The 19,739-nt window shown below is 65.7% G+C and carries 20 protein-coding genes and 1 pseudogene; 6 read left to right on the top strand and 15 right to left on the bottom strand.

Translation table 11 applies throughout. The annotated features are described in order from the left end of the window. Together AC27IQ_RS08645 and AC27IQ_RS08640 are read left to right on the top strand one after the other, a co-directional pair. On the top strand, positions 1 to 167 hold a 167-nt coding region (locus AC27IQ_RS08645), incomplete at its 5' end, for a CinA family protein (protein WP_487089218.1). Between the two features lie 460 nt (positions 168 to 627). Further along, positions 628 to 2,481 (top strand): tyrosine-type recombinase/integrase, encoded by a 1,854-nt coding sequence (locus AC27IQ_RS08640; protein ID WP_487089217.1) that lies wholly within the window; start codon positions 628 to 630, stop codon positions 2,479 to 2,481. Positions 2,482 to 2,505: 24 nt separating this feature from the next. On the opposite strand, the gene AC27IQ_RS08635 is transcribed toward AC27IQ_RS08640, so the two are convergent. Next, the gene (locus tag AC27IQ_RS08635) at positions 2,506 to 3,132 is read right to left on the bottom strand and encodes a LysR substrate-binding domain-containing protein (protein ID WP_487089216.1); all 627 of its coding nucleotides are present in this window, start codon (positions 3,130 to 3,132) and stop codon (positions 2,506 to 2,508) included. Positions 3,133 to 3,246: 114 nt separating this feature from the next. Between AC27IQ_RS08635 and AC27IQ_RS08630 the strand changes: the two genes are divergently transcribed. After that, positions 3,247 to 3,552 carry a helix-turn-helix domain-containing protein gene (locus tag AC27IQ_RS08630; RefSeq protein WP_487089215.1) on the top strand — a complete coding sequence of 102 codons (306 nt, stop codon included), beginning with the start codon at positions 3,247 to 3,249 and terminating at the stop codon, positions 3,550 to 3,552. Positions 3,553 to 3,578: 26 nt separating this feature from the next. Here AC27IQ_RS08630 and mobH read toward each other — a convergent pair whose 3' ends face one another. The 6 genes from mobH to AC27IQ_RS08600 all read right to left on the bottom strand — a co-directional run bounded on the left by mobH (position 3,579) and on the right by AC27IQ_RS08600 (position 9,603). Continuing rightward, positions 3,579 to 5,480, bottom strand: coding sequence for a MobH family relaxase (gene mobH, locus AC27IQ_RS08625; RefSeq protein WP_487089214.1), 1,902 nt, complete (start codon positions 5,478 to 5,480; stop codon positions 3,579 to 3,581). 251 nt (positions 5,481 to 5,731) lie between these two features. Further along, positions 5,732 to 6,364: a hypothetical protein gene (locus tag AC27IQ_RS08620; protein WP_487089213.1), complete on the bottom strand. Its 633-nt coding sequence runs from the start codon at positions 6,362 to 6,364 to the stop codon at positions 5,732 to 5,734. A gap of 46 nt (positions 6,365 to 6,410) precedes the next feature. Beyond that, on the bottom strand, positions 6,411 to 7,778 hold the full coding sequence (locus tag AC27IQ_RS08615) for an AbiJ-related protein (RefSeq protein WP_487089212.1): 1,368 nt from the start codon (positions 7,776 to 7,778) through the stop codon (positions 6,411 to 6,413). 10 nt (positions 7,779 to 7,788) lie between these two features. Beyond that, positions 7,789 to 7,932, bottom strand: coding sequence for a hypothetical protein (locus tag AC27IQ_RS08610; protein WP_487089211.1), 144 nt, complete (start codon positions 7,930 to 7,932; stop codon positions 7,789 to 7,791). Continuing rightward, positions 7,932 to 8,852, bottom strand: a complete 921-nt coding sequence (locus AC27IQ_RS08605; protein ID WP_487089210.1) for a nucleotidyl transferase AbiEii/AbiGii toxin family protein — start codon at positions 8,850 to 8,852, stop codon at positions 7,932 to 7,934. The genes AC27IQ_RS08610 and AC27IQ_RS08605 overlap by 1 nt, the downstream gene beginning before the upstream one ends. Next, on the bottom strand, positions 8,845 to 9,603 hold the full coding sequence (locus AC27IQ_RS08600) for a type IV toxin-antitoxin system AbiEi family antitoxin domain-containing protein (RefSeq protein ID WP_487089209.1): 759 nt from the start codon (positions 9,601 to 9,603) through the stop codon (positions 8,845 to 8,847). The genes AC27IQ_RS08605 and AC27IQ_RS08600 overlap by 8 nt, the downstream gene beginning before the upstream one ends. Before the next feature lie 177 nt (positions 9,604 to 9,780). On the opposite strand from AC27IQ_RS08600, the gene AC27IQ_RS08595 reads away from it, so the two are divergent. From AC27IQ_RS08595 to AC27IQ_RS08585, 3 genes are read left to right on the top strand one after another with little or no spacing between them, the layout of a single operon-like run. Then, positions 9,781 to 10,101: a type II toxin-antitoxin system PrlF family antitoxin gene (locus AC27IQ_RS08595; RefSeq protein ID WP_487089208.1), complete on the top strand. Its 321-nt coding sequence runs from the start codon at positions 9,781 to 9,783 to the stop codon at positions 10,099 to 10,101. Further along, positions 10,101 to 10,463: a type II toxin-antitoxin system YhaV family toxin gene (locus AC27IQ_RS08590; RefSeq protein ID WP_487089207.1), complete on the top strand. Its 363-nt coding sequence runs from the start codon at positions 10,101 to 10,103 to the stop codon at positions 10,461 to 10,463. The genes AC27IQ_RS08595 and AC27IQ_RS08590 overlap by 1 nt, the downstream gene beginning before the upstream one ends. A 42-nt stretch (positions 10,464 to 10,505) precedes the next feature. Continuing rightward, complete coding sequence (locus AC27IQ_RS08585; RefSeq protein WP_487089206.1) at positions 10,506 to 10,877, top strand: DUF3742 family protein; 372 nt, start codon at positions 10,506 to 10,508, stop codon at positions 10,875 to 10,877. Here AC27IQ_RS08585 and AC27IQ_RS08580 read toward each other — a convergent pair whose 3' ends face one another. The 8 genes and pseudogenes from AC27IQ_RS08580 to AC27IQ_RS08545 all read right to left on the bottom strand — a co-directional run. Then, positions 10,878 to 12,395 (bottom strand): conjugal transfer protein TraG N-terminal domain-containing protein, encoded by a 1,518-nt coding sequence (locus AC27IQ_RS08580; protein WP_487089205.1) that lies wholly within the window; start codon positions 12,393 to 12,395, stop codon positions 10,878 to 10,880. A 23-nt stretch (positions 12,396 to 12,418) separates the two neighbouring features. Then, positions 12,419 to 12,778 carry a hypothetical protein gene (locus tag AC27IQ_RS08575; protein ID WP_487089204.1) on the bottom strand — a complete coding sequence of 120 codons (360 nt, stop codon included), beginning with the start codon at positions 12,776 to 12,778 and terminating at the stop codon, positions 12,419 to 12,421. Then, positions 12,778 to 14,178 carry an integrating conjugative element protein gene (locus AC27IQ_RS08570; RefSeq protein WP_487089203.1) on the bottom strand — a complete coding sequence of 467 codons (1,401 nt, stop codon included), beginning with the start codon at positions 14,176 to 14,178 and terminating at the stop codon, positions 12,778 to 12,780. Before AC27IQ_RS08570 ends, AC27IQ_RS08575 begins: the two co-directional genes overlap by 1 nt. 9 nt (positions 14,179 to 14,187) lie before the next feature. Next, positions 14,188 to 15,138 carry a TIGR03756 family integrating conjugative element protein gene (locus tag AC27IQ_RS08565; protein WP_487089202.1) on the bottom strand — a complete coding sequence of 317 codons (951 nt, stop codon included), beginning with the start codon at positions 15,136 to 15,138 and terminating at the stop codon, positions 14,188 to 14,190. Then, entirely contained in the window at positions 15,135 to 15,581 is a 447-nt protein-coding gene (locus AC27IQ_RS08560) for a TIGR03757 family integrating conjugative element protein (RefSeq protein ID WP_487089201.1), read from the bottom strand. Before AC27IQ_RS08560 ends, AC27IQ_RS08565 begins: the two co-directional genes overlap by 4 nt. 155 nt (positions 15,582 to 15,736) lie before the next feature. After that, positions 15,737 to 16,231, bottom strand: a complete 495-nt coding sequence (gene radC / locus AC27IQ_RS08555; RefSeq protein WP_487089200.1) for a RadC family protein — start codon at positions 16,229 to 16,231, stop codon at positions 15,737 to 15,739. A 191-nt stretch (positions 16,232 to 16,422) separates the two neighbouring features. Beyond that, a complete protein-coding gene (locus tag AC27IQ_RS08550) occupies positions 16,423 to 17,172 on the bottom strand; it encodes a DsbA family protein (protein WP_487089199.1) in 750 nt (249 codons plus the stop codon). Positions 17,173 to 17,183: 11 nt separating this feature from the next. Beyond that, positions 17,184 to 19,739: pseudogene (locus AC27IQ_RS08545) on the bottom strand (conjugative transfer ATPase); the annotation flags it as partial.

Below are 19,739 nucleotides of genomic sequence, written 5' to 3'. Positions count from 1 at the left end.
GGCCCGGGGGCGGGAGCGCGGACAAGCCGGTGGGGACGGTGTGGTTCGGCTGGTCGGTGGCGGGGCAGACCCACAGCGAAATGGTGCGCTTCGCGGGCGACCGGGCGGCCGTGCGTGCGGCCACCGTGCGGCATGCGCTGGCGCGGCTGGCCGATCTTCTGCACTGAACACCCACGCCTCGCGGCCGTCGGCCTCATGCGCGTGGAGCGGCGGTCTCCCTCGGTCCGGCGGACTCGATGCGGGCGGCATCCCAGCGCTTCAGTTCAACGGACTTCGCGAGCATGCCCAAGGTGATGGGCACCTTCCTCTGTCGATCCCGATAGCGGCGCAAAGGCATCCAAAACAACTGCAATGGATTGAACCCTTCGTTGTGGAAATACCGTCCCGCTCCACTGCATCATTCTGAGGACTTCCAGGGAAATCCAAGGAGCGTTGTAAGTCGTTGTTCCGGAACGATTTTTTTCGCCCTCGATGTTCCAGTGAAGTCCGCAGCGATCCGCCGACAGCCAGGACTTTTAAGTCCACAAACAAGTCCTTTTTGAGGGTTGTGCGGCTGCCGGATTGTTGATGGAGGGGCGCGGCTGAGATGAACAGCATCTGCTTCCTGACTCGTTCAGGAGCAAGCGCATGGCACTCTCAGACTTGGTGGTCAGGCAAGCCAAGGCCACCGGAAAGGCGTACACCCTTCCCGACATCGACGGTCTCTCCCTGGCCGTCTCCCCCGCAGGCAACAAAAGCTGGCACTTCCGCTACTACTGGCTTGGAAAGCAGCAGCGGATGTCGCTGGGCAACTACCCAGAAGTGTCGCTGCGCGACGCGCGTTCCCTGCGCGATGAAGCGCGCGCCCTGGTCGCCAAGGACATCAATCCGCACCGGCACCGCAAGCAAAAGCGCGCCGCGGCCAAACTGGCTGGCGAACACACCTTCGACGCGATCTACAAGAAGTGGCTGTCCCACCGCGAACTCAGTCTCAAGAAGGGGCGGCAGACCACGCTCTCGATCCTGCCGCGCGTGTTCGCCAAGGACGTGCTGCCGGTGCTGGGCAAGCGCTCGATCTACGACATCAAGCGGCCTGACCTGCTGGAGGTCATCGCCAAGATCGAGAAGCGCAAGGCGCTGTCCGTTGCCGAGAAAGTCCGTACCTGGTTCAACCAACTCTTCCGCTACGCGCTCGTGATCGTGCCGGACCTGGAGCAGAACCCGGCGTCCGACCTCGACGTGGTGGCGCTGCCGCTGCCTCCGGTGAACCACAACCCGTTCCTGCGCATGGCCGACCTGCCGAAGCTGTTGCAGCGGCTGCGCAAGTACAGGGGGCGGTTGCAGACCCAGCTTGGCTTGCGCTTGCTGCTCTTGACCGGCGTGCGCACCGGCGAACTGCGTCTTGCGACGCCCGATCAATTCGACCTTGATCGCGGTCTCTGGATCATCCCACCCGAGGTGGTGAAGCAACTCCAGGTCGACATGCGCAGGAAGCGTCAGCTTCCCAAGGACATTCCGCCCTACATCGTGCCGCTGTCGGTGCAGGCAATGGAAATCGTCCGCCACATGCTGGAGCAGTTCAAGCCGGCCCAGCATTTCCTGTTCCGGCACGACAGCGAGATGAAGAAGCGCATGAGCGAGAACACCCTCAACAGCGCGCTCAAGCGCCTGGGCTATCGCGACATGCTGACCGGGCACGGCATCCGCGGCACCATGTCCACCGCGCTCAACGAGATCGGCTACCCGAAGGTATGGGTGGACGCGCAACTCTCGCACGTCGATCCCAACAAGGTCAGCGCGACCTACAACCACGCCGAGTACGTGGAGCAGCGGCGGCGCATGATGCAGGACTGGGCCGATCGTCTCGACCTGTTCGAGCAGAACCTGGTCGAAGCTGCAAGCGTGCCGCTCACGATTCACTTGGAGGGCGTTCCCGTCGTCTCTGCGGACGAGGCCGCCGCCAACGAGTCTCGCAAGCCTGCGGCCGTGCCCGCGCCGATCCTGATCGTGACGAAGCCGGGAGACGCGATGCCACTGGTGTCGGCCGAGACGCATCGGCTGCCGGCAGTGCCGTTGCCGCGCTCCGTCATGGAGGAACCGCTGTCCGACATCCAGCGCGAGCGGATGGCACTGGTCGACGTCTTCGAGGCCGCGCACAACCTGCCGGTCGCGGAGTACGCAAAGATGGCCGGCAAGTCGCGGCGGTGGATCAGCTACGAAATCAAAGCCGGCAACCTGTTGGCGTTGAACCTGGGCAACCGCGGTCAGCGCGTCCCCGACTGGCATCTTGATCCGGTCAGGCACGCGTTGATTCAGGCGGTGCTCAAGCTGAGCCGCGGCGCCGACCCCTGGCAGATCTACCGCGCGCTCCTGCAGCCGCGCGCAACGCTGCGTGGCCGCTCCGCCCTGGAAAGCGTCACCACCACCAACCTCGACAAGCTGATCATGGCCGTAAGCACGACCGTGAAGGAAAGCGAGTGGTCGCCGCAGCACGTGGCGTAGCGGCACGCGGTCCCTGCGCCTGCGTCAGGATACGGAGCGAGCGCGACGCGCGAATCGTTCCTGGGGCTCGGTCAGGGCCGCACAGGGGTGCAGCAAGTAGGCCATGATCACCATCGGAGCGCCGGCCAGTGGTCGTACCGCGATGCCTCGCGACTGGTAGCCGGCCAACCGCGTGGCGGGCGCGATGGTGATGCCGTAGCCTGCGGCAACGAGCGTCATCGCCATGTCGAAGGTGCCAACCGTCTGCTCAAGGGCCTGTGGTCCATCCTCGAATAGCCGATGGACCTCGGCATGCCACAATTCTTCAGCGGACGACTGTGCGCTGATGATTGGCTGCTTCAGCAGTTCGTGGCATGGCACTTCGCGGTAGACCAAGAGATGGGAGCGCTTGGCGACGGCAACTGCGAGCATGTCATGCCACAACGGTTCGCACACCCAACCCGGCCACTGCATGGCCGCCGGCGACAGCGCGAAGTCGAAGCTATCCCGCATCGATTCACCCGCTGGCGCAGTGGCACCGGATTCGACCAGCGCGGTAGCAGTTTCAGGCTCTTCGGCACGCTGCAACGCCAGCACGTCGGCAAGCTGTGAAGGCACCCACTCGCCGAGCACGGCGACCCGGATTGCGGCGGCGGCATCGTTTGATGGCACGTCCAGCTCCTTCCCAGGGCAGAAAACTCATGGCGAAAGCATCAAACGTGCAATCGCATCTGTGAGTTAAGTTTAACGTGGTTTATAGCGAGTCCATCGTCGACGCTTTTGCTAATGCAAAAACGTCCGATCCAAAGAGGCCGACCCACCGGAGCCACCACCTACGAAGCCGAACCCGCCATCGCGTTTGGAGCTGCCGTTCGCGAAGTGAGAACCGACCAGGGCATCGCCCAGGAAACGCTGGCTCACATTGCCGGCATCGAACGGTCCCATATGGGCAAGATCGAGCGTGGCGAGCACACGCCTGCGCTCCCCATGATCCTCAGAATTGCCCGTGCGCTGAAATGCAGTTCCGCCCACCTGATGGCCCTGACCGAAGCCAAGCTGGCCGAACCGGCTCCCTCCAAGTCAGAGGACTGAAGCCGGCCGGGGCTTGGGCCGCCAACCTATCCCTGCTCGTCGTTATCGTTGTCGTTTTGAATTGTGGGATTTTCGCGCTGTGGGGCCTCGTTGGCGAGACGCAGGTAGGGGTTATCGGGTGGCACTTCCCCGAATAGCGCCTCGGGTTTCGCCAGCAGGTAGCCGTGCAGCCGCCGCGATTTGCGCGGGCCGGCTACGTCGCAGGTCCAGATGTTCAGGCCGCTCGCCTGCTTGCGGTGCGCCGCCAGTTTCTCGAAGCGCTTCTGCACCCACTGCCACGCTTCCAGCTTCTCCTGTCGGGCGATGCTCGCCACCTGTGGATGCTCCTGGGCGTACCGCTGGAACACGCCAGGGCTGACCAGGTAGGCCGTGCCGGCGACGGTATGCACCAGGGCCTTGGCGTCGTTGATGATGAGCTTGTGCGAGCGCACGCCCTGGGTCAGCCAGGCCATGAAGTCTTCGCTGGAGGGCTCGGCCCGTGGCCGACGTGCCGAGGCTGGCGGTACCGGCGGCGGTGTCGCCACCGCGCTGGCCGGGGAATCACCTTCGGCGCCGGCCTGCGCATCGGCGAAGGGCTCGGGCGGCATCGGGAGCGGTGCCGGCGCGGCAGGCGCCATGTCCAGCAGATCGAGCAGCGCACCGACGCCGTTGTCCGCCGCCGCTGCCGTCATCAAGGGCGTGACCGGCGGCGCGGTGCTCGGTGCAGGCTCTGGCTCCCCGCGTGCCGCTGCGCCGGGCGCTGCGGGAACCTGCTGCGCCGCGTCTCCTTGCTCCTGCTCGACCTGCACTTGGCCGGCGAACGGCGCGGGTCGCTCTGCCGCCTCCCAGATCAGCGCGGGCGACAGCTTCAGGAAGGTGAAGCTGTGCGACCAGCCGGCATCGCTCGCTACCGTGGCCTTCCAGATCGCCTTGCCGTCCGCCGTGGGCAAGGCGATGCCGTGGTCCTGCAGCACGTTGAACACCGCCGTGTTGCTGGCCGGGATGCCGTCGATGCCCTGCTGCAGCAGATGCGCGCGCAGTTTGTCCGAGACGGTCTTGCTCACCAGCCAGAGTGCATCCTGAGTCAGCCAGCCGTCCGAAGCCTGGGGCTGGTTCAGCTTGAATTCCTCGCGCAGCAGGAAGCGCAGGCCATCGAGCAGCTTGCGTTGGAGTGCGTGTTTCGGCGCGGCCAGCGCCTTGCTGGGATCGCCACCGAGTTCCTGGGCGACCGAGGCCTGGTCGGCCTGCACAACCAGCTCGCCGAGCGTGCCGGCGTGCTCGTACTGGCCAGCCAGTACGTACAGGAGCGCAGCCCACAGATCGGGGTAGCCGGCGAGCCAGTCGAAGATGCCCGGATCGAGCAGCCGGGCGTAGAGCAGCCCGGTGGCGGCACTGTGCAGCCGGTACTCGCGGTCCTTGCGATAGCGGAAGCGGTATGGCTGCCGCAGCGGCCCGTGCCAGGGGTGCCAGACCGTGCCGTCCGCGTATTCGACGTGCAGGTCTACAGCGACCTTGCCGACGTCGTGCAGCAGCGCGGCATAGGCGGTTCCGGCCGTCCAGGCCTCGGCCTGGGCGGCTTGCGCCTCCGGTGTGGTGCCGGCGGGCAGCAGGTGCGATTGCCGCAGCTTCAGGGCGTAGGCGACGATCTCCAGGCCGTGGTCCAGCATGCCGCCCGGGTAGGCATGGTGATGCGACTCGGAGGCCGGGAACTGCTGGACCAACTCGGCGTAGCGCTCCAGCGGCGCCAGGTACAGCGTGGCGAACTGCCGGCGCGATAGCGAGGTGCGTTGCCAGATGTGCTCCAGCAGCCGCTGCCGGCGCGGTGTCGCCAGCAGCGATGCGGCCGGTTCCGGCCGCATCAGCCCTTTGCCGGGAGCGGTGGGAGGTGTGGTTGTCGGCCCGGCGCCGGAGGTTGGCGATGGCCGTTTTCGTTGGAACAGCGAGAGCATGGCGGACCCCGGACGGTGGCCGGTCGGGGGAGCCTTTTGGCCTTTTCGGGTAGGGCCATTCCCCTTGGCCCCATTCCCTTGCCCCTTCCCCAGCCCTTTGGCCTTTACGAAGCCTTTGGGTATAGGGGCAGCAACGGTGCCGTGCCACGATCAATGCGACACGGCGCTATCCCGACAAGGTGCGAGCACGTGCGCGCCCACTGCAAGCTGGCCCAGTTGGCCATGACGGCTGAAATGGCTTCAGTGATCTCTCAGTAGTAGCCGTCGTTCTGTTCCATCTCGCCCAGCCAGGAATAGATGCCGCCCAGCAGCATGAACACGCTGTCCATGACCTCCGAAAGGTGCCTGACGTTGACGTGCCGCAGCTCCGGGAGGGACACCTCGCCCTTCTTCGTCGTGGGATACCGGAACGCGAAGGAGCCGGGATCGACGGTATCGAGTTGGCGGATGAAATCCTCAAGGGCCGGCAGCTCCTTGTCGTCCTTGCGAGGATCAAGCTGTTGGAGATGCCGGCGCAGTTCGTTCCACAGCGGCATCAAGCCGTGCTGGTGATCAGCCACTGCTTCCTTGCCCGCCAAGCGACGGGCCAGCGGCAGGATCAATTTCAGTTGGAGTTCCAGTCCTTGGCGATACAGGAACACCAGCGGGTAGACCACGCTGTCGAGGGACGCCTTGCGCTCGGCCAACGCCCCAACCAGGGCGTCCGCTGCATCCTTGTAGCCCGCGGCGTAGATGTCCCAAGGGAAGTGGGTCCAACCCAGCATTGCGTTGCTGTGCCAGTCGTCGCCCTGGATAAAAAGCTGCTGTCCGGCGAAGTCGGATGGTGACTTCATGTTGGCGAGAAGGTCGATGTCCGCTGCTGCGTTGTCTTTGTCGTCCTGCACAGTGCTCTCCTGGGGATTTGGCGGCGTCTAAGGCAGGCCAGGTCTCTCAGTGCGTTAAAACGCCATAGCGTTTGAACAGCGATTCGAAGAAAGCCTTCACATCCGCCTTGGCTGTGGGTGCCTGCAGCTCTGCTGCCCCAAAACGAAAGACTTCATAGCCGGCGAGTTTGAGTTCGCGGTCGGCCTGCACCATCTGCGCGTAGCGCTGCACATCGGCGCTGCCTGCGGAGTCCGCATAGTGGTGTTTACCGTCGACCTCGATGACGACCCGCACACCCTGCGGAAGCAGTAGAAGGAAGTCCATCCGAAAGCGCAGCAGCGCGTCCGGCCCTCGCTCTTTGACCGTGCGCGGGTCCCAGTGCAGCCATACTTCCGGTAGCAGCGCTGGCAGGTTCGGCACGGCACTGCGGAACCCCTCGAAGAAGGCATCGAATAGCACGGATTGCGGCGGGGAGTTGCGCGGCAAGCTGGCTTTCAGGCGCGTGTACAGCGAACGTTTGGCCTGCGTGGCATCGGCGATCTGCTCTGTATCGCTCCACCACTGTTGCAGGTCGTTCCAGCGCAGCCCGTCGTTTCCGATGGGCCGGTCATAGACAAGCACTTTGTCCGCGTTGGTGACGATCTCTATGTCGTTGTCCAGCGCATCACGGAAACGCAGATCGGGCTTGTCGGGCGAGGCGAAGATGAGATTCTTCGGCCGGCCTCTGGCCGCTGCGTGCAGCGAGACCATAGAGAAGACCGGGTAGCCGCCCTCCGAACCCGTCTCGCGCAGTTCGATGCCGCAACTGCGCAGCGACTCGTTGACGCAACCGACGAAGTGGTGTTGCGCCGTCTCGTCGGGTCGAACGTCCGCCGAAGCCAAGCCTTCCAGAAACAGTGCAAAGCGTCGGTCAGACGCGTCATAGGCTCCCAGTTGGTCAAACAGCGTTTCTGCCGGCCAATCCTCGGGGTTGCGATGGACGTGCTGCTGAATTTCAGCACGCAATCCCGTGGGCTTTCCGCCCAGTAGGTGCATCCAGTCATCGGAATCCAAGATCCACAACCGCTCAAGCAGCTCGTCGAACCTGCGAGCATCCCCATACAACTCTTCGCCATTGAGCCGCCGCGCTACCTCGCGCCGATACCGCTTCGGGATCGGCGGGCACACACTGTCGCTCCAAAGGATGTCCTGGATCTGGTTGCGCGTGGTGGCGTTGGGCGGGTGGCGCACCAGCAGCTTGCGCGCAACCGCAGGCAGGTCGGCGTCCCCTGCTGCTTCGAAGCTGGAAACCATGCGCTCGCGTTTGGAACCATCGGCGGTTGGGGCAGGTAGTCCCAACTCTTCGCAAAGCGTCGGCAGCATGGAATGCGTGCCTGCATCTTTCAGCCCCGTGATGAGCGGCTCCAGCAGCGAGCGAAGTTGCGCGTAGTCCATGAGGTGCGACTCAGTTCCGCAGCGCCATGGCGCGCAACAACCGTTGGTGCTCTTCATCAAACGGTCTGACTTCAGCCGCCGTGGAAACATCGCCGAAGACTGACGCGCTGCCCGCCGCCCTCACACAGTCGTCGATGACCAGCGCATTCGCCATCAAGTCTGACCCAGCCCCGCATCAAGGGCATCGGCCTGCGCTGCGAAGTCGGCCGGACGCCGTTTGCGAAACGCTTCCAGATTGGCGAGCTTCCAGCGCAAGGCGGGCAGTTCGGCCGCGTGCGGGCACTGCACCAGCGACCAGTCGGGCTCGGCGCGTACCAGCCCGCTCAGGAACTGTTTGTGCCCCACTGTCAGGCGACGAGGCAGTTCCTGCCGCATCTGTGCACGAGCGGCAAGCAGCGTGTCCAGCGAGCACTCCACTTCGGTCATGCCGACGAAAGCGCGCTCGTACTCAGCCGCGATGTCCTTGTCATTGCCGAACAGCACTTCATGCGGCGGCCGGTTATGGCCGGCGAGGTAGATCACGAAGCACTCGACCATGCCATCGCTGAGGCCGCCAGACTTGTAGAGCTGCCAGACGTCGAACAGGTCACGTGGGTGTTGTCGGTCCAGGGCCGCCACCAACTTGCTGGCATACAGCTCGTCGCGTGCCAGGATCGGTGCCTCGAATTCGACACCGAACAGATCGCCCGTCTTGGCGCTCAACGGCTTTCGTTCAACCGGGAGCACCGTGCCGCGGAAGACGACGTTCACCTCGATCTTGACCTGGCTGGTGTCGTTCTCGACGATCAGCTTGGTGTCGCCGAGATCCTTGCTGCGCACCAAGCGCGTCTGGATGCCCAGCGGCGCCACACGCTGCGAGATGGCAGCCAACTCGCCGTTGATCGCTGCCAGGGCTTCGTCACGCTGAACCTGCCAGGGCCGGTACACCACGTCAATGTCGACCGACAGGCGGGGCATGTCCTGCACGAACAGGTTGATCGCCGTGCCGCCCTTCATCGCGAAGATGTCATTGGCGAAGACCGCCGGTGCGACGGCCAGCAACAGGCGAACGGTGTCGGCGTAGCTCTTATCCATGCGGGTTCAGACTCAACAAAGTTCCGTCGGGTAGCCGGCTCATCCAGCGCTTGTCGCTGCCGGTGCGCAGCGGATACCGCGCCAGTAGATCGTCCGCGTCCACCAGGCCAGTCTCCCGCGCCCAGGTAAGGAAAAGCCGCACCGTCTTCACGCTCTTGCAGCAGCCCAACAGTTGGCCCAGCAGTTCCTTGCGCGGCGAGCGCAACCCGTCGAAGAGGTTGCGAGCCTCTTCGAGGCTTTGCTTGGTGCCGACTTCGGATAGCAGTTCCAGCACGGCGCGCTCGGGCGCCGACACGCGCAGCCCCTCCGGCAGACCCGGAGGCGTGGTCACGGTCTTGCTGACCAGCACGTCGTCAGGCCAGTCGAATAGGTTGGCGTGAACGTAGCGCGCCGGAAAGCGCGAAGTGAACCAGTCGGGCAGCGCGAAGCGGGCATCGCCCCAGAGCACCAGCGTGTCGCGGCTGCCCAGGTTGTGTCGCACGCCTTGCAGCGCCAGGGCGCTCTTGCCGCCGACGTGCAGGCCAGGCACTCGCTGTTGCAGGAACTTCAACGCGCCGTACACCCCGAAATCGTCGTTCGGGAACGCATAGACCCCATGTGCCAGACGCACGAGCCAGCCACCTTCGGCGTAGCGCGCGGCGAGCTGGGCCGACACCCCGAGCGGTGCCAGGGTGGTTAGGTCGAACGGTGCGCCGCGAGGTAGTCCCGTCTGCAGGCGCTTGATTACTTGATGACGCGAATTTGCATCCATGGTTGAAAATTACCACAGAATCCAATCATCCGCCGAGACCGCGACACGCCGTTGGTCCAAAAATACCCTCATAGGCTACTTTTCAAGCAAAATCTAATCAATCCTTGCCTGGAGGGCAGTTCGCTTCCTTGGGTAAGGAAAATTCCTTACGATGAGGGCAAGAGGCCGAAAACCATCATGCCGTCCGTCCACGAAATCGCCACCATCACCTCCAAGGGACAGATCACCTTGCCCAAGGCGATCCGCCAAGCGCTGGGCGTCGGGGCTGGCGACAAAGTGGGCTTCGAGTTGCGAGAGAACGGCGAGGTGCTCGTCCATCGGGCGGCTGTTGAGCACGAAGACCCCGCCATCGGCGCGTTCCTGGCTCTCCTTGAGCGGGACATCCAGTCCCGTCAGCATGTTCGGGATCTGCCGGATGAACTGGCACGCAGCTTCGTGGAGCACGCGGGCCATTCCGCCGCACTGGACGAGGACTTCGACGGCGACGTGGTGCTCTGATGCAACGTCACGGCTGGACCTTGCTGTTTCACGATCGCGTGGTCGGTCAACTGGCGAAGCTCCAAGCGGCCGCAGAAGTTGAGGCAAAGAACGAACAATCGACGGGCGGGTCGAATGCCAACGGCAAGCTGCTCGAAGCGTTGAGTAGGCTGATGTTGGACGGGGTGCCAAGCGAGCCGGGACGCCCTGAATATCGTCAGGGCAGCGCGATGGAGGCAGCCCACGCGCACTGGCGACAGGCATCCATCGGAAGGCGGTTTGGGCTGTTCTTCCGCTATGACTCGAAGGCGAAGGTGATCATCTACGCCTGGGTCACAGATATGGCAGGCCCGTCGAGAAATCGAGAACGGATTGAACATTGATAGGCAGCACGAGAAACGATAGAACGACGATGAGGTAGCACCATGAAGACCGCCGCACAGACCACCTTCGCAGAACGCCTCGGCCGCACGTTGGGCCGAGCGTGGCGAGGCTGTGCGCGTTTGGATCGGCAGGCCCAGGGCTGGTTGTGTGCGCGAGGTTTGGCTCCTGGTGCAGCTCTGGCTGTGTCGGTGGTCGTCAAACTCGCGGCCTTGGCTATGCTGCTCTACAGCGCGTTCTGGCTGGCGCTGCTACTTGCATTCGCGCTGGCAGGTGCCTGGCTACTCCGCAGCGATGATGGCAGCTACGACGAAGAGCAGCAGACCGAGTGGCGTCACGGCCCTGTCGGATTTGGCCTCTACACGTCCAACGATCAGCGGGTTGATCCACACGATCCCGACGACGATCAGACGTAGCTATTTCACAGCCTTCAGCGCCACCCCAGCGCCTTTGCCTCCTGCTGCTTGCGCATCGCGCGTTCCGGCGGCCAGTCCCTGAATCGCGTTTCCGGCACGCACTCCGACCCAGCCGAGCGAGGCCACCCAAAAGGTCGGCAGCACGATGAACATCGTCGCCATCACGAAGTTCAGCAGCATGTCCCCGAAGGCGTTGTTCAACCCGATCAGCGGATCGAAGTTGCTGTGCGGCCGGTTCGCCCCGAACCCCCAGCCATAGAGCGCATCGAGGATGGTGGAGTCGAGCCAGCGCGCGAGCTGGAACCAGAAGTCCACGAAGAACAGCGCGAACTGCACACAGCTCACCGCGACCAGCGCCTTCAGCTCGTAGGTGCCGAAGACCAGCACCAGCGGGATGCAGACCACCAACGCCATCTTGAGCAGCGACAGCACCATCGGCAGCGCCTGGCGCACCACGTCCATCGCCGGGAAGAAGCCGAGCGAGCCCATCGTCATGCCCAGGTCGCCGGCGCCGCGCGTCACGATGTTGGGCAGCGTCTTCTCGATCTGCCCGCCGTAGTCGGTGTAGACCGAGCCCTGGTTCATCTTCTGCTGCCTTGGCGAGACCACGGCCCGGATCACCGAGTCGTTCACCTCGGCCTGCGACAGGAAGCCCGCCCAGCGGCCGATGCGCGTCAGCAGGTCGGGATCGACCTGGGCCAGCAGGCGGGCGCGCAGGCCGCTGTTGCCGTCCGACCACCACTGCCGGCAGGTCGGGTAGCCCCCGCCGCTGTCCACCTGGGCCAGCCCCGCATCGCGCGTCGCGTCGTAGGGCCAGGCCGTGCGCGGAGTGTTGGAATGGTAGGTGTCGTAGAAGCCCGCGTTGTCCAGGAAGTAGCTCGACCCGATCCAGGTCACGTCGTTCATCTGGTTGTCGGAGAGCGTGGGCCGGCTCATGAACAGCTTGGCGCGCGAGGGGCCGTAGCAGTCATGCACGAAGTCGCCGACCTCCTGAGCCAGTACCGGGTCGTCGATGCGCGTCGCATCCACGTCCATGCGCATCTGCCGCAGGTCCGTGCCGCAGGGAATCGCCGCCACCGCGCCGCCCGTGACCGCCTTCGAGATGGCGTGCATGAAGAACCACCACACCGGCACCAGCGCGCTCTGGTTGTTGAGCGTGGTATAGGCGTTCGACCAGCCCGTGTCGTTGGGCTGGGGGACGTTGACCTGGCACTGCGCAGAGCGCGTAGTGTCGAAGCGGATCGTGCTGAGGTCGACCGGGATGAAGGGGATGCCGGCGAACAGGATGACGACGATCGCCACCCACACGCGGTTCTCGATGCGCATCGAGGACAGCACGCCCTTGTTGCCCTCGTCGGCGCCTTCGGCGCGTGCGCGCAGCCACTCCTGCACGACGATCACCACGAAGGGCAGCGCAAACACGCCGCTGGCCACCAGGATGTTCCAGATGCCGTTGTTGACGATCCACCCGACAAGCGTCAGGTAATACTCCAGGTAGTCGGTCGTGTAGAGGGTCATGGCGGGCTCCTCGCCTCAGTCGTTCAGCCGCTGCGCAGCAGTTGGCTGCCTTCGAGCAGCACGAGGGTGACGACGGCCGCGATCTCGACGCGCAGCAGGCGCTGGTGCGCCTCGGGCGACGGCTCGCGCTCGCGCAGGCGCCGACGCATCCACCACCAGCCGTAGGCCGTCGCCGCGTAGACCAGCAGCCGCCACACCAGGAAGTGGGCCGAGTGCTCGCGCAGCCACCGCTCCCAGCCGTCGATGCTGCCGACGACATGCAGGCCGACGACGTTGACGCCCGCCGCGATGCCGGCGACCGCCAGCACCCACAGCAGCGCGAGGGCCACGCGCCGGTTGAACAGCCAGGCAGGCCGCAGCCAGGTCCATGCGCGCGCGGCCATCAGGGGTTCCTCGGCTTCTGCACTTCCTTGAGCCGGTCGCGCGTGGTGTCGCCCTCGAAGATGCCGCGCGAGCCGGCGGCGCGCGTGCCGTGCCGCTGCACGATCGCCATCGCCGAATTGCCGGCCAGCGTGCGCCGCAGCTCCAGCTCGGTCTTAAGGTTGTTGATCTCCTGCTCCAACGCCGTGTTTTCCTGATCGACCGCCTTCACGGCCAGCTCATTGGCGGCGACGTTCGGCTCCTTTTTGCCGGTGAGCAGCGTGCGTTGCAGCAACAGGGCCTTCTCCAGCACGCTCGACAGCGCGGCCTCGGATGCCAGGCGCTTGCCCAGCAGGTCTTGATCAGGCTCGTCGCGCAGCGCCTCGATCACGCCGCGCGTGATTGGCAGCGAGTTGCTGCCGGCGGTTTCGAGGTTCGCCACCGTCATCGGCGTCGAGCCCGTCACGAGGCCCTGCAGCGCCTGCAGCTTGGTCTCATACTCTTCCTGGATCACCGGCGTCAGGCCGACGCCGGGCGTCGTCTGTGTCTTGGTGCAGGTCTCGCAGGTGCGTTGCTCGCGCTCGCCGAGCACGCGCGTGGCGAAGTCCGCTGCGGCCTGCGGCGAGGACCAGGTTTGGCAGGTCAGCCGGTTGCCGCAGGAGGCGCGCGGGATGGACGAGGTGTCCGTGACGCCGCGGCTGTTCAGCAGGTTGTAGCCGGCGCGGGTCACGTCGCCGACCACCTTGATCGAACCCTGGCCCGAGCCACCTGCGTTGCCGCCGCCGACCCAGGGCACGCCGTTGTTGCCCTTGTTGGATTCAGCCTGCTCCACGGCGGACACCGCATCGGTGCTGCTCACCGCATCGCGCAGCGCAAAGCCCTCGGCGAGCTGGTCCCACCCAGCCTGGCCACCGGCCATGTCCGCCATCCGGTTGGCCATCGCCTTGCAGGTCAGCTTGCTGCGGTCGAAGTCGAGCCGAGCCTGCAGCACGCCATTGGTCAGCAGGTTGTAGAGGCCCGGATCGGCGCGCTGGATGATCAGCGCCGGCAGCGAGGCCACGGCGCTGGTCGCGCTCTGGATCACGTTGCTCATGATCTGCTGGAAGCCGTTGGTGATGCCGTTCAACTGGTTCTGCAACGTGGTCGTGATGCTCATGTCGCCGCAGATGAGGTTGCTGTTCCAGCCGATGCCCACACCGATGCTCTGCATGTTCCCGGCGCCGCCCATGGACACGGCCCGGCCGCCGCCGATGCTGTAGAGCACGTCGTCGCCGATGACGCTGCCGCTCACGCCGACGCCGGTCGGGCTGATGCGGGTCTGCGCCCAGGCCACGCCGGCTGCTGCCGTGATGGCACTGGCGAGTGCGATGCTGAGCGCGTAGGGCTTGGCGCGTTGCGCGAGATGGGAGAAGGACGTTTTCATGGGCGCACCTCAGTTGAAATCGACGCTGCCGAGGAAGACCTGGCCGCGGCGCTGGCAGCAGGCATAGGGACGCCACAGCGCCCAGGCGTAGTCGCCCTGCTGGGCCTGCGTGAGGCTTCCGCTATGCGGGAAAACCACGCAACTGTTCGAGAGCGTGGGCGTCAGCGGTTGCCACTTGCCCGTCGAGGCGTCGGTCTCCATCAGCGCGCCGGCCGGCCAGTAGCCGTCGCGCGAGCTGGCAAGCAGCGGCTGGTACACGTGGATCTGGTTACGCCGCGTCACGACGTCGCCCGCGCGCTGCGCGACCACGGCGCCGCTCTTGTGGTCGTCGGTCTGGTGCAGGAAGCCCCCGCGCGCGTAGACGTTGCCCCACAGGTTCAGGCCGGTGCGCGTGCCGATTTCGCGCCGGCCGGGAATGAGCGCTTCGGGGTAGAAGGCTTCCGGGATGTTGTAGCGCCAGGCGATGGCGTCCAGCGTGCTGAGCAGGTACGGCATGAAGGCCGTGCCGGCGCCCTCGCACGAATAGCCGAAGGAACTCGCGAACTGGCTGAACACGTAGCCGCCGGGGTGGCCGATGACATCGGCGTTCTTGAACTTGGCGAGGTTGTTCTCGTTGTCGTGGTTCGTCGTCCCGTCGCCGCCGGCCTGCGCCGTCGGGTTCGGCGCGCTCATCGCACGCACCTCGACCCACGGGTTCTGCCCGGTATTGCTGTAGCTCGATACCACCGCGTCCGGAACGTAGTGCCGCACCTTCACCGACGCGCGCACCGAGCAGCCGAACGTGGTGCAGAACAGCCAGTAGCAGATGCCGACGACGCGGTACTCGATGCAGTCGGGCGACAGGGCCGAGGACACGATGGTGGCCGTGTTCAGAGCGAAGCTCGATGCCGCACCGCCCAGCAGCACCGAAGCGATGGCAAGGCGCGCGCGGCGCGACGATGCCGACAGCAGGCGTTTCATGGCTGCGTCCTCCGATGGGCTTCGATGCGGGCCATGGCACGCGCCACGTCGGGCTCGCCGTAGACCACGTAGCGGCGATCGACCACCACGGCGGGCACCTCGGCGATGCCCAGCCCCCAAGCATCGGCCACACCCTGGTAGGCGCTGCCGATGCGGTGCTGTAAGGCCGGGCCGCCATCGCGCAGGCGCTGCTGCACGAGCGCGGCCGCGCGGCTGGGGTCGTTGGGCAGACCGGCCGCCAGCTCGGCCTCGATGCGCTCTGGCAGGTCCAGCTCGATCACGCGCACGCCGGCAGTGGGCTGCACGGGATGGTGGCTGTCGGTCACGACCAGCACGTCGGCGGCAGAAGCGACCTGGCCGCACAGGGCTAGCACAAGCCCTCCCGCGCACGCCATGCGCGTGGCCCGCAGTCGCGGGATGGAATTGAACAAGGGAGCCGTCATGGCGGGCGTCCTGGGAATGAGAGCAAGGCCCCTAGTCGAACGCCGAAGGCATGTCCGCTGCGACAAGGAATGCGCACCGCGCGCACTCCGCTTTGGGCAGACATGCAAAGAAAACGGGAGCCGAGGCTCCCGCGGGGACCAAACGGTCGGCAACGCTACAGCAGGCCGGATTCAGCGAAGGAGTACGGTGTGCCCTTGCCGACGATGAAGTGATCCACTACCCGAACATCGACCATCGTCAGGGTAGCTTTGAGCCGGTCGGTGAGCGCACGATCGGCGCTTGATGGCTCGGTCACACCGGACGGGTGTTGATGAGCCAGGATGACCGCCGAGGCGTTAAGGGCCAAGGCGCGCTGCACCACGACCCGTGGATACACCGAGGTCTGATCGACCGTGCCCTTGAACATCGGCTCGTAGGCAAGGACCTGGTGTTGGGCGTCGAGGAACACGACGGCGAAGACCTTGTTGGGTTCCCCAACAAGTTTCAGATGCAGGTAGTCGCGCACGGTAGTCGGACTGTTCAGCATCGGGCCGGCCTTGAAGATGCGTTGCTCCAGCAAGGTAATGGCTTGGTGGATGATCCAGTCTTCGTGCTGCGAAGCGATCAAGGTAAGTGACTCAGGGCGCGAGTCGGTGACGGCATAGGACATGGCGAACCTCCACAGGATGAGATCGGAGGACGCCTGCCCCGGGAGGGCAAACCCTCCGGGGGACGATGAAGAACGGCAGTGGAAAAGTGGGCATCCGCCACCGCATGCGCAGTGGCTGTTCGCGTCCAGGATGCGAGGCGAACGGGTCGATCAGCGCGGCCGGGGCCGCGGCGTAGCCTTGAAGATCGGGGCTACCTGGGCATGTCGCCGAGGGACTCGGCAGGCATTTCCTTCGATGCGGTCTCGGTGATGCCGCCGGCCGCCAGCAGGTCGATGGCCGACAGCAGCGCATCGCCTTCGACCGGGCCATGCAGCAGCAGCGTCTTGCTGGACTGGCGGTCCAGCAGGCGCAGCGTGGGCGTGACCTTGATACCTTCCTGCGCCGCGCTCGCCGACTGCGCGCGGATCAGTGTGTCGGGGCGGTCGCTGTCGAGGCACTGCTGAGTGGCCGGGGTGAGGCCGGGATAGCCCAGGCCCTCGGGCAGGCCCTGGCCGTCGCCGCGGGTGTGCGCGTAGACCCATTCGACCGCCTGCCAGAACGCGGCCGGGCCACCGGCCTCGCCGACGCACTCGACCAGGCGCGCATTGGCCGTCGTAGCCGGCTCGTGCGTTGCCAGCGGCAGGTGGTGCCACTGCCAGTTCACCTCGGGGTGCGCGTCGATCCACTGCTTGAGCACCGCGAAGTAGGCGCGGCAGAACGGACATTCGAGGTCGGCGTACTCCACCACCGTGAAGCGCGCATCGTCGCGGCCATAGCGCCATGGCGGGCCGGATGCGGGTGCCGGCGCAGGTGCGGCGGTCGGTTCAGCCGAGAGGGAAACGGGTTCGGCCGTCGGCATCTGTGGCTGCAAGCCGAGCCAGGCCGCCGCGATCAGCGCGACGACGAGCAGCACAGCGACCAATGCAACGGAGCGGGATGGAATGAAGCGAGCGATCCGCATGGTGTTCTCCATCACGCCAGCGCATCGAGCGCCAGCGATTCGATGCCGCGGGCGCGGTCGATCTTCTCGGCGATCTTGAGGGCCGCATCCAGCTCGCCGATGCCGTATTGCTGCATCAACTGGAAGCGTTCCGCCTTCTCTTCCGGCTCGGTTTGAGCCAGCGCCAGGTAGAGGCTGGGCGGCACCGCACGGAACAGCACTTCCATGCTCTTGGAGAGGATCACCCCCTCGGTGAACTTGCCGGCCTCCTTGCGGGCCGACAGCATCAGCGCCTTCTGCGCCGCGTTCAGTTCGCGGAAGCGCGCGATCTTCTCCACCTCGTCCGGTGGCATGGAGAGGCAGATCCACCACTCGATCATGTTCAGCATGGGCTCGGCGGCCTTGGGCAGGTCGTCGATGTTCTGCGTCGCCAGCCAGTACCAGGCGCCGAGCTTGCGCCACATCTTCGTGATCTTCACGACGTAGGGCGCGAGCAGCGGGTTCTTGGTGATGATGTGGCCCTCGTCCGTCACGTTGATGATCGGCCGGCCGAGGAATTGATCCCGCTCGGCGATGTTGTTGACCGTGTTGATCAGCGAGATGTAGGCGATGGAGAGCTGCGCGTTGTAGCCCTCCCGCGCGAAGGTGGCGAGGTCCACGATGGTGATGTCGGCCTCGGGCCAGGGCGTGCCGGGGCGGTCGAACATCTCGCCGTCCACGCCCTGGCAGAACATATCCATCGCGTCTGCCATCTCCAGCAGGCGCGCGCGCCGCACCTCGGGCAGCGAGGTGTCGCGGGCGCGCTCGCGCAGCGCGTCGCGCACGTCGCGCGTGAGCACCGTGCGCTGCCAGGCCACGCAGCGCTGCGCCGCGTCGAGGATGCACTGGCGGATCAGGCTGCGGTCGGCGCGCGTCATGCGCGCTTCTTCCTTGTCCTCGCCACCGGTGATCATCAGCCGCGCGGTGATTTCCAGCTCGCCGAGCACGTCGCGCTGCTCGTCCACTTCGTCGCTGCGGCTCGCCGCCTGCGCTGCGGGCTCCTGGTCCTCGTCCAGCGCATCGGCATCCAAGGTCTGCACCTGGCTGGGCGTATCGACCAGCCGGTGCGCGTCGCGAACGGCGCGAGACTGACGCCGGCGCCGGGCGCGAGCTTCACGCGATGCACCTTGAGGCCGAGCCGCGTGGCGAAGTCGCCGAACAGACCGTAGCTATTGCCAGCCTCCACGATGAACAGCCTCGGCCGATAGATGGCCGTGACCTGGTTCAAGATGTTGTTGAGCGTTGCCGACTTGCCAGAGCCGGTCGGCCCGAACAGGAACAGGTGCGCGTTCATCTGGCGGTCGAGCCGGTTCAAGGGATCGAAGGTGATCGGCCCGCCGCCGCGGTTGAAGAACGTGATGCCCGGATGCCCCGTGCCCTGGCTGCGGCCCCACACCGGCGCAAGGTTCGCGGCGTGCTGCGCGAACATCAGTTGCGTGTACCACTGGCGCTTGTCCAGCGCCGGATCGAACACGCACGGGAGCCAGCGCAGGTAGCTGTTCAGCGGCGCCACCTCGTCTTCCTCGCGCACCGGCTGCAGACCGGCGTTGAGCATGACGTTGACCAGTTGCAGGCCGCGGGCGTCGAGCTGCGCCAGGTCGCGCCCGCGCAGGTAGAAGGCGAGCGCGCCGCGGTACAGCTTGTGCGCGCTGCCGATCAGCCCGCGCGCTTCCTGCACGTCGCGGCGTGTCTGCTCCGAGGCCAGCGTCTCGCCGACCGACTTCTTGCTCAGGAGGTTCAGGTGAGCTTCGAGCACGTCCTGCGGCGTCGCGACGACCGTCAGGCACATCACCGTGTCCTCGGGCATCTGGTCGAACAGCGCATTGACCGCATCGCCGCCCTTGCGGGTTTCGCCGGTGACGTGGCCGGTGGCGGGCGGCATGCGCAGCCGGTCCATCACGATGACCCGGTGCGGCATGCCGTCGAACACCCAGGTGCCGTTCGCCATGTCCGAGCGCGGCTGGCCGAAGAACAGGCGGTGCGCGAAGTCCCCGCTGGCCAGCTCGATCTCGCCTTGCTCGGTTTCCTCGGGGTAACGGGTCAGCTCGTAGAAGCGCTCGCGGTCATCGGCCCTGGGGCCGAGCAGCGTCGGGTGCGGGTTGAACCAGCGCAGCAGCCAGGCGTGGATGTCGGCCGCCGCCATGCGCCGGGACTTCACGCCCGCGTTGGCGAGGCCGCCCACGAGCCGGTCGCAGATCGTCGTCAGTGCCTGCTCGGGCGACTGACCGCGCCGCGATGCGGTCGCCGCGCTCGCACGCCGGTAGACCACCATGCGCACGCGCCGCACCTGGCCGCGCCACGGCAGGCGCGTCACCGTCGTGTCCTCGAACAGGCCGCCGGGCTTGGCGATGGCGCGCAGGTGATGGCCGAAGAAGCGCAGGTAGAAGTCGGTGAAGGCGCTGTCCTGGGCGCGCGGCCGAACGTAGTCGGCCAGCCCGCGCAGGTAGTTGTCCCAGCTCGATTCGTCCTGGGCATAGAGCTGCACCACCCAGGGGTTCTCGTCGAGTTCGTCGAAGGAGTCCTGCAGTGCGTTCTCCAGCGCATCGCGC

It is taken from the genome of Acidovorax sp. KPB24-07, from assembly GCF_057543315.1.
The sequence above is the reverse complement of the archived record's forward strand: the minus strand, read 5'-3'. Positions and strand labels throughout refer to the sequence as shown.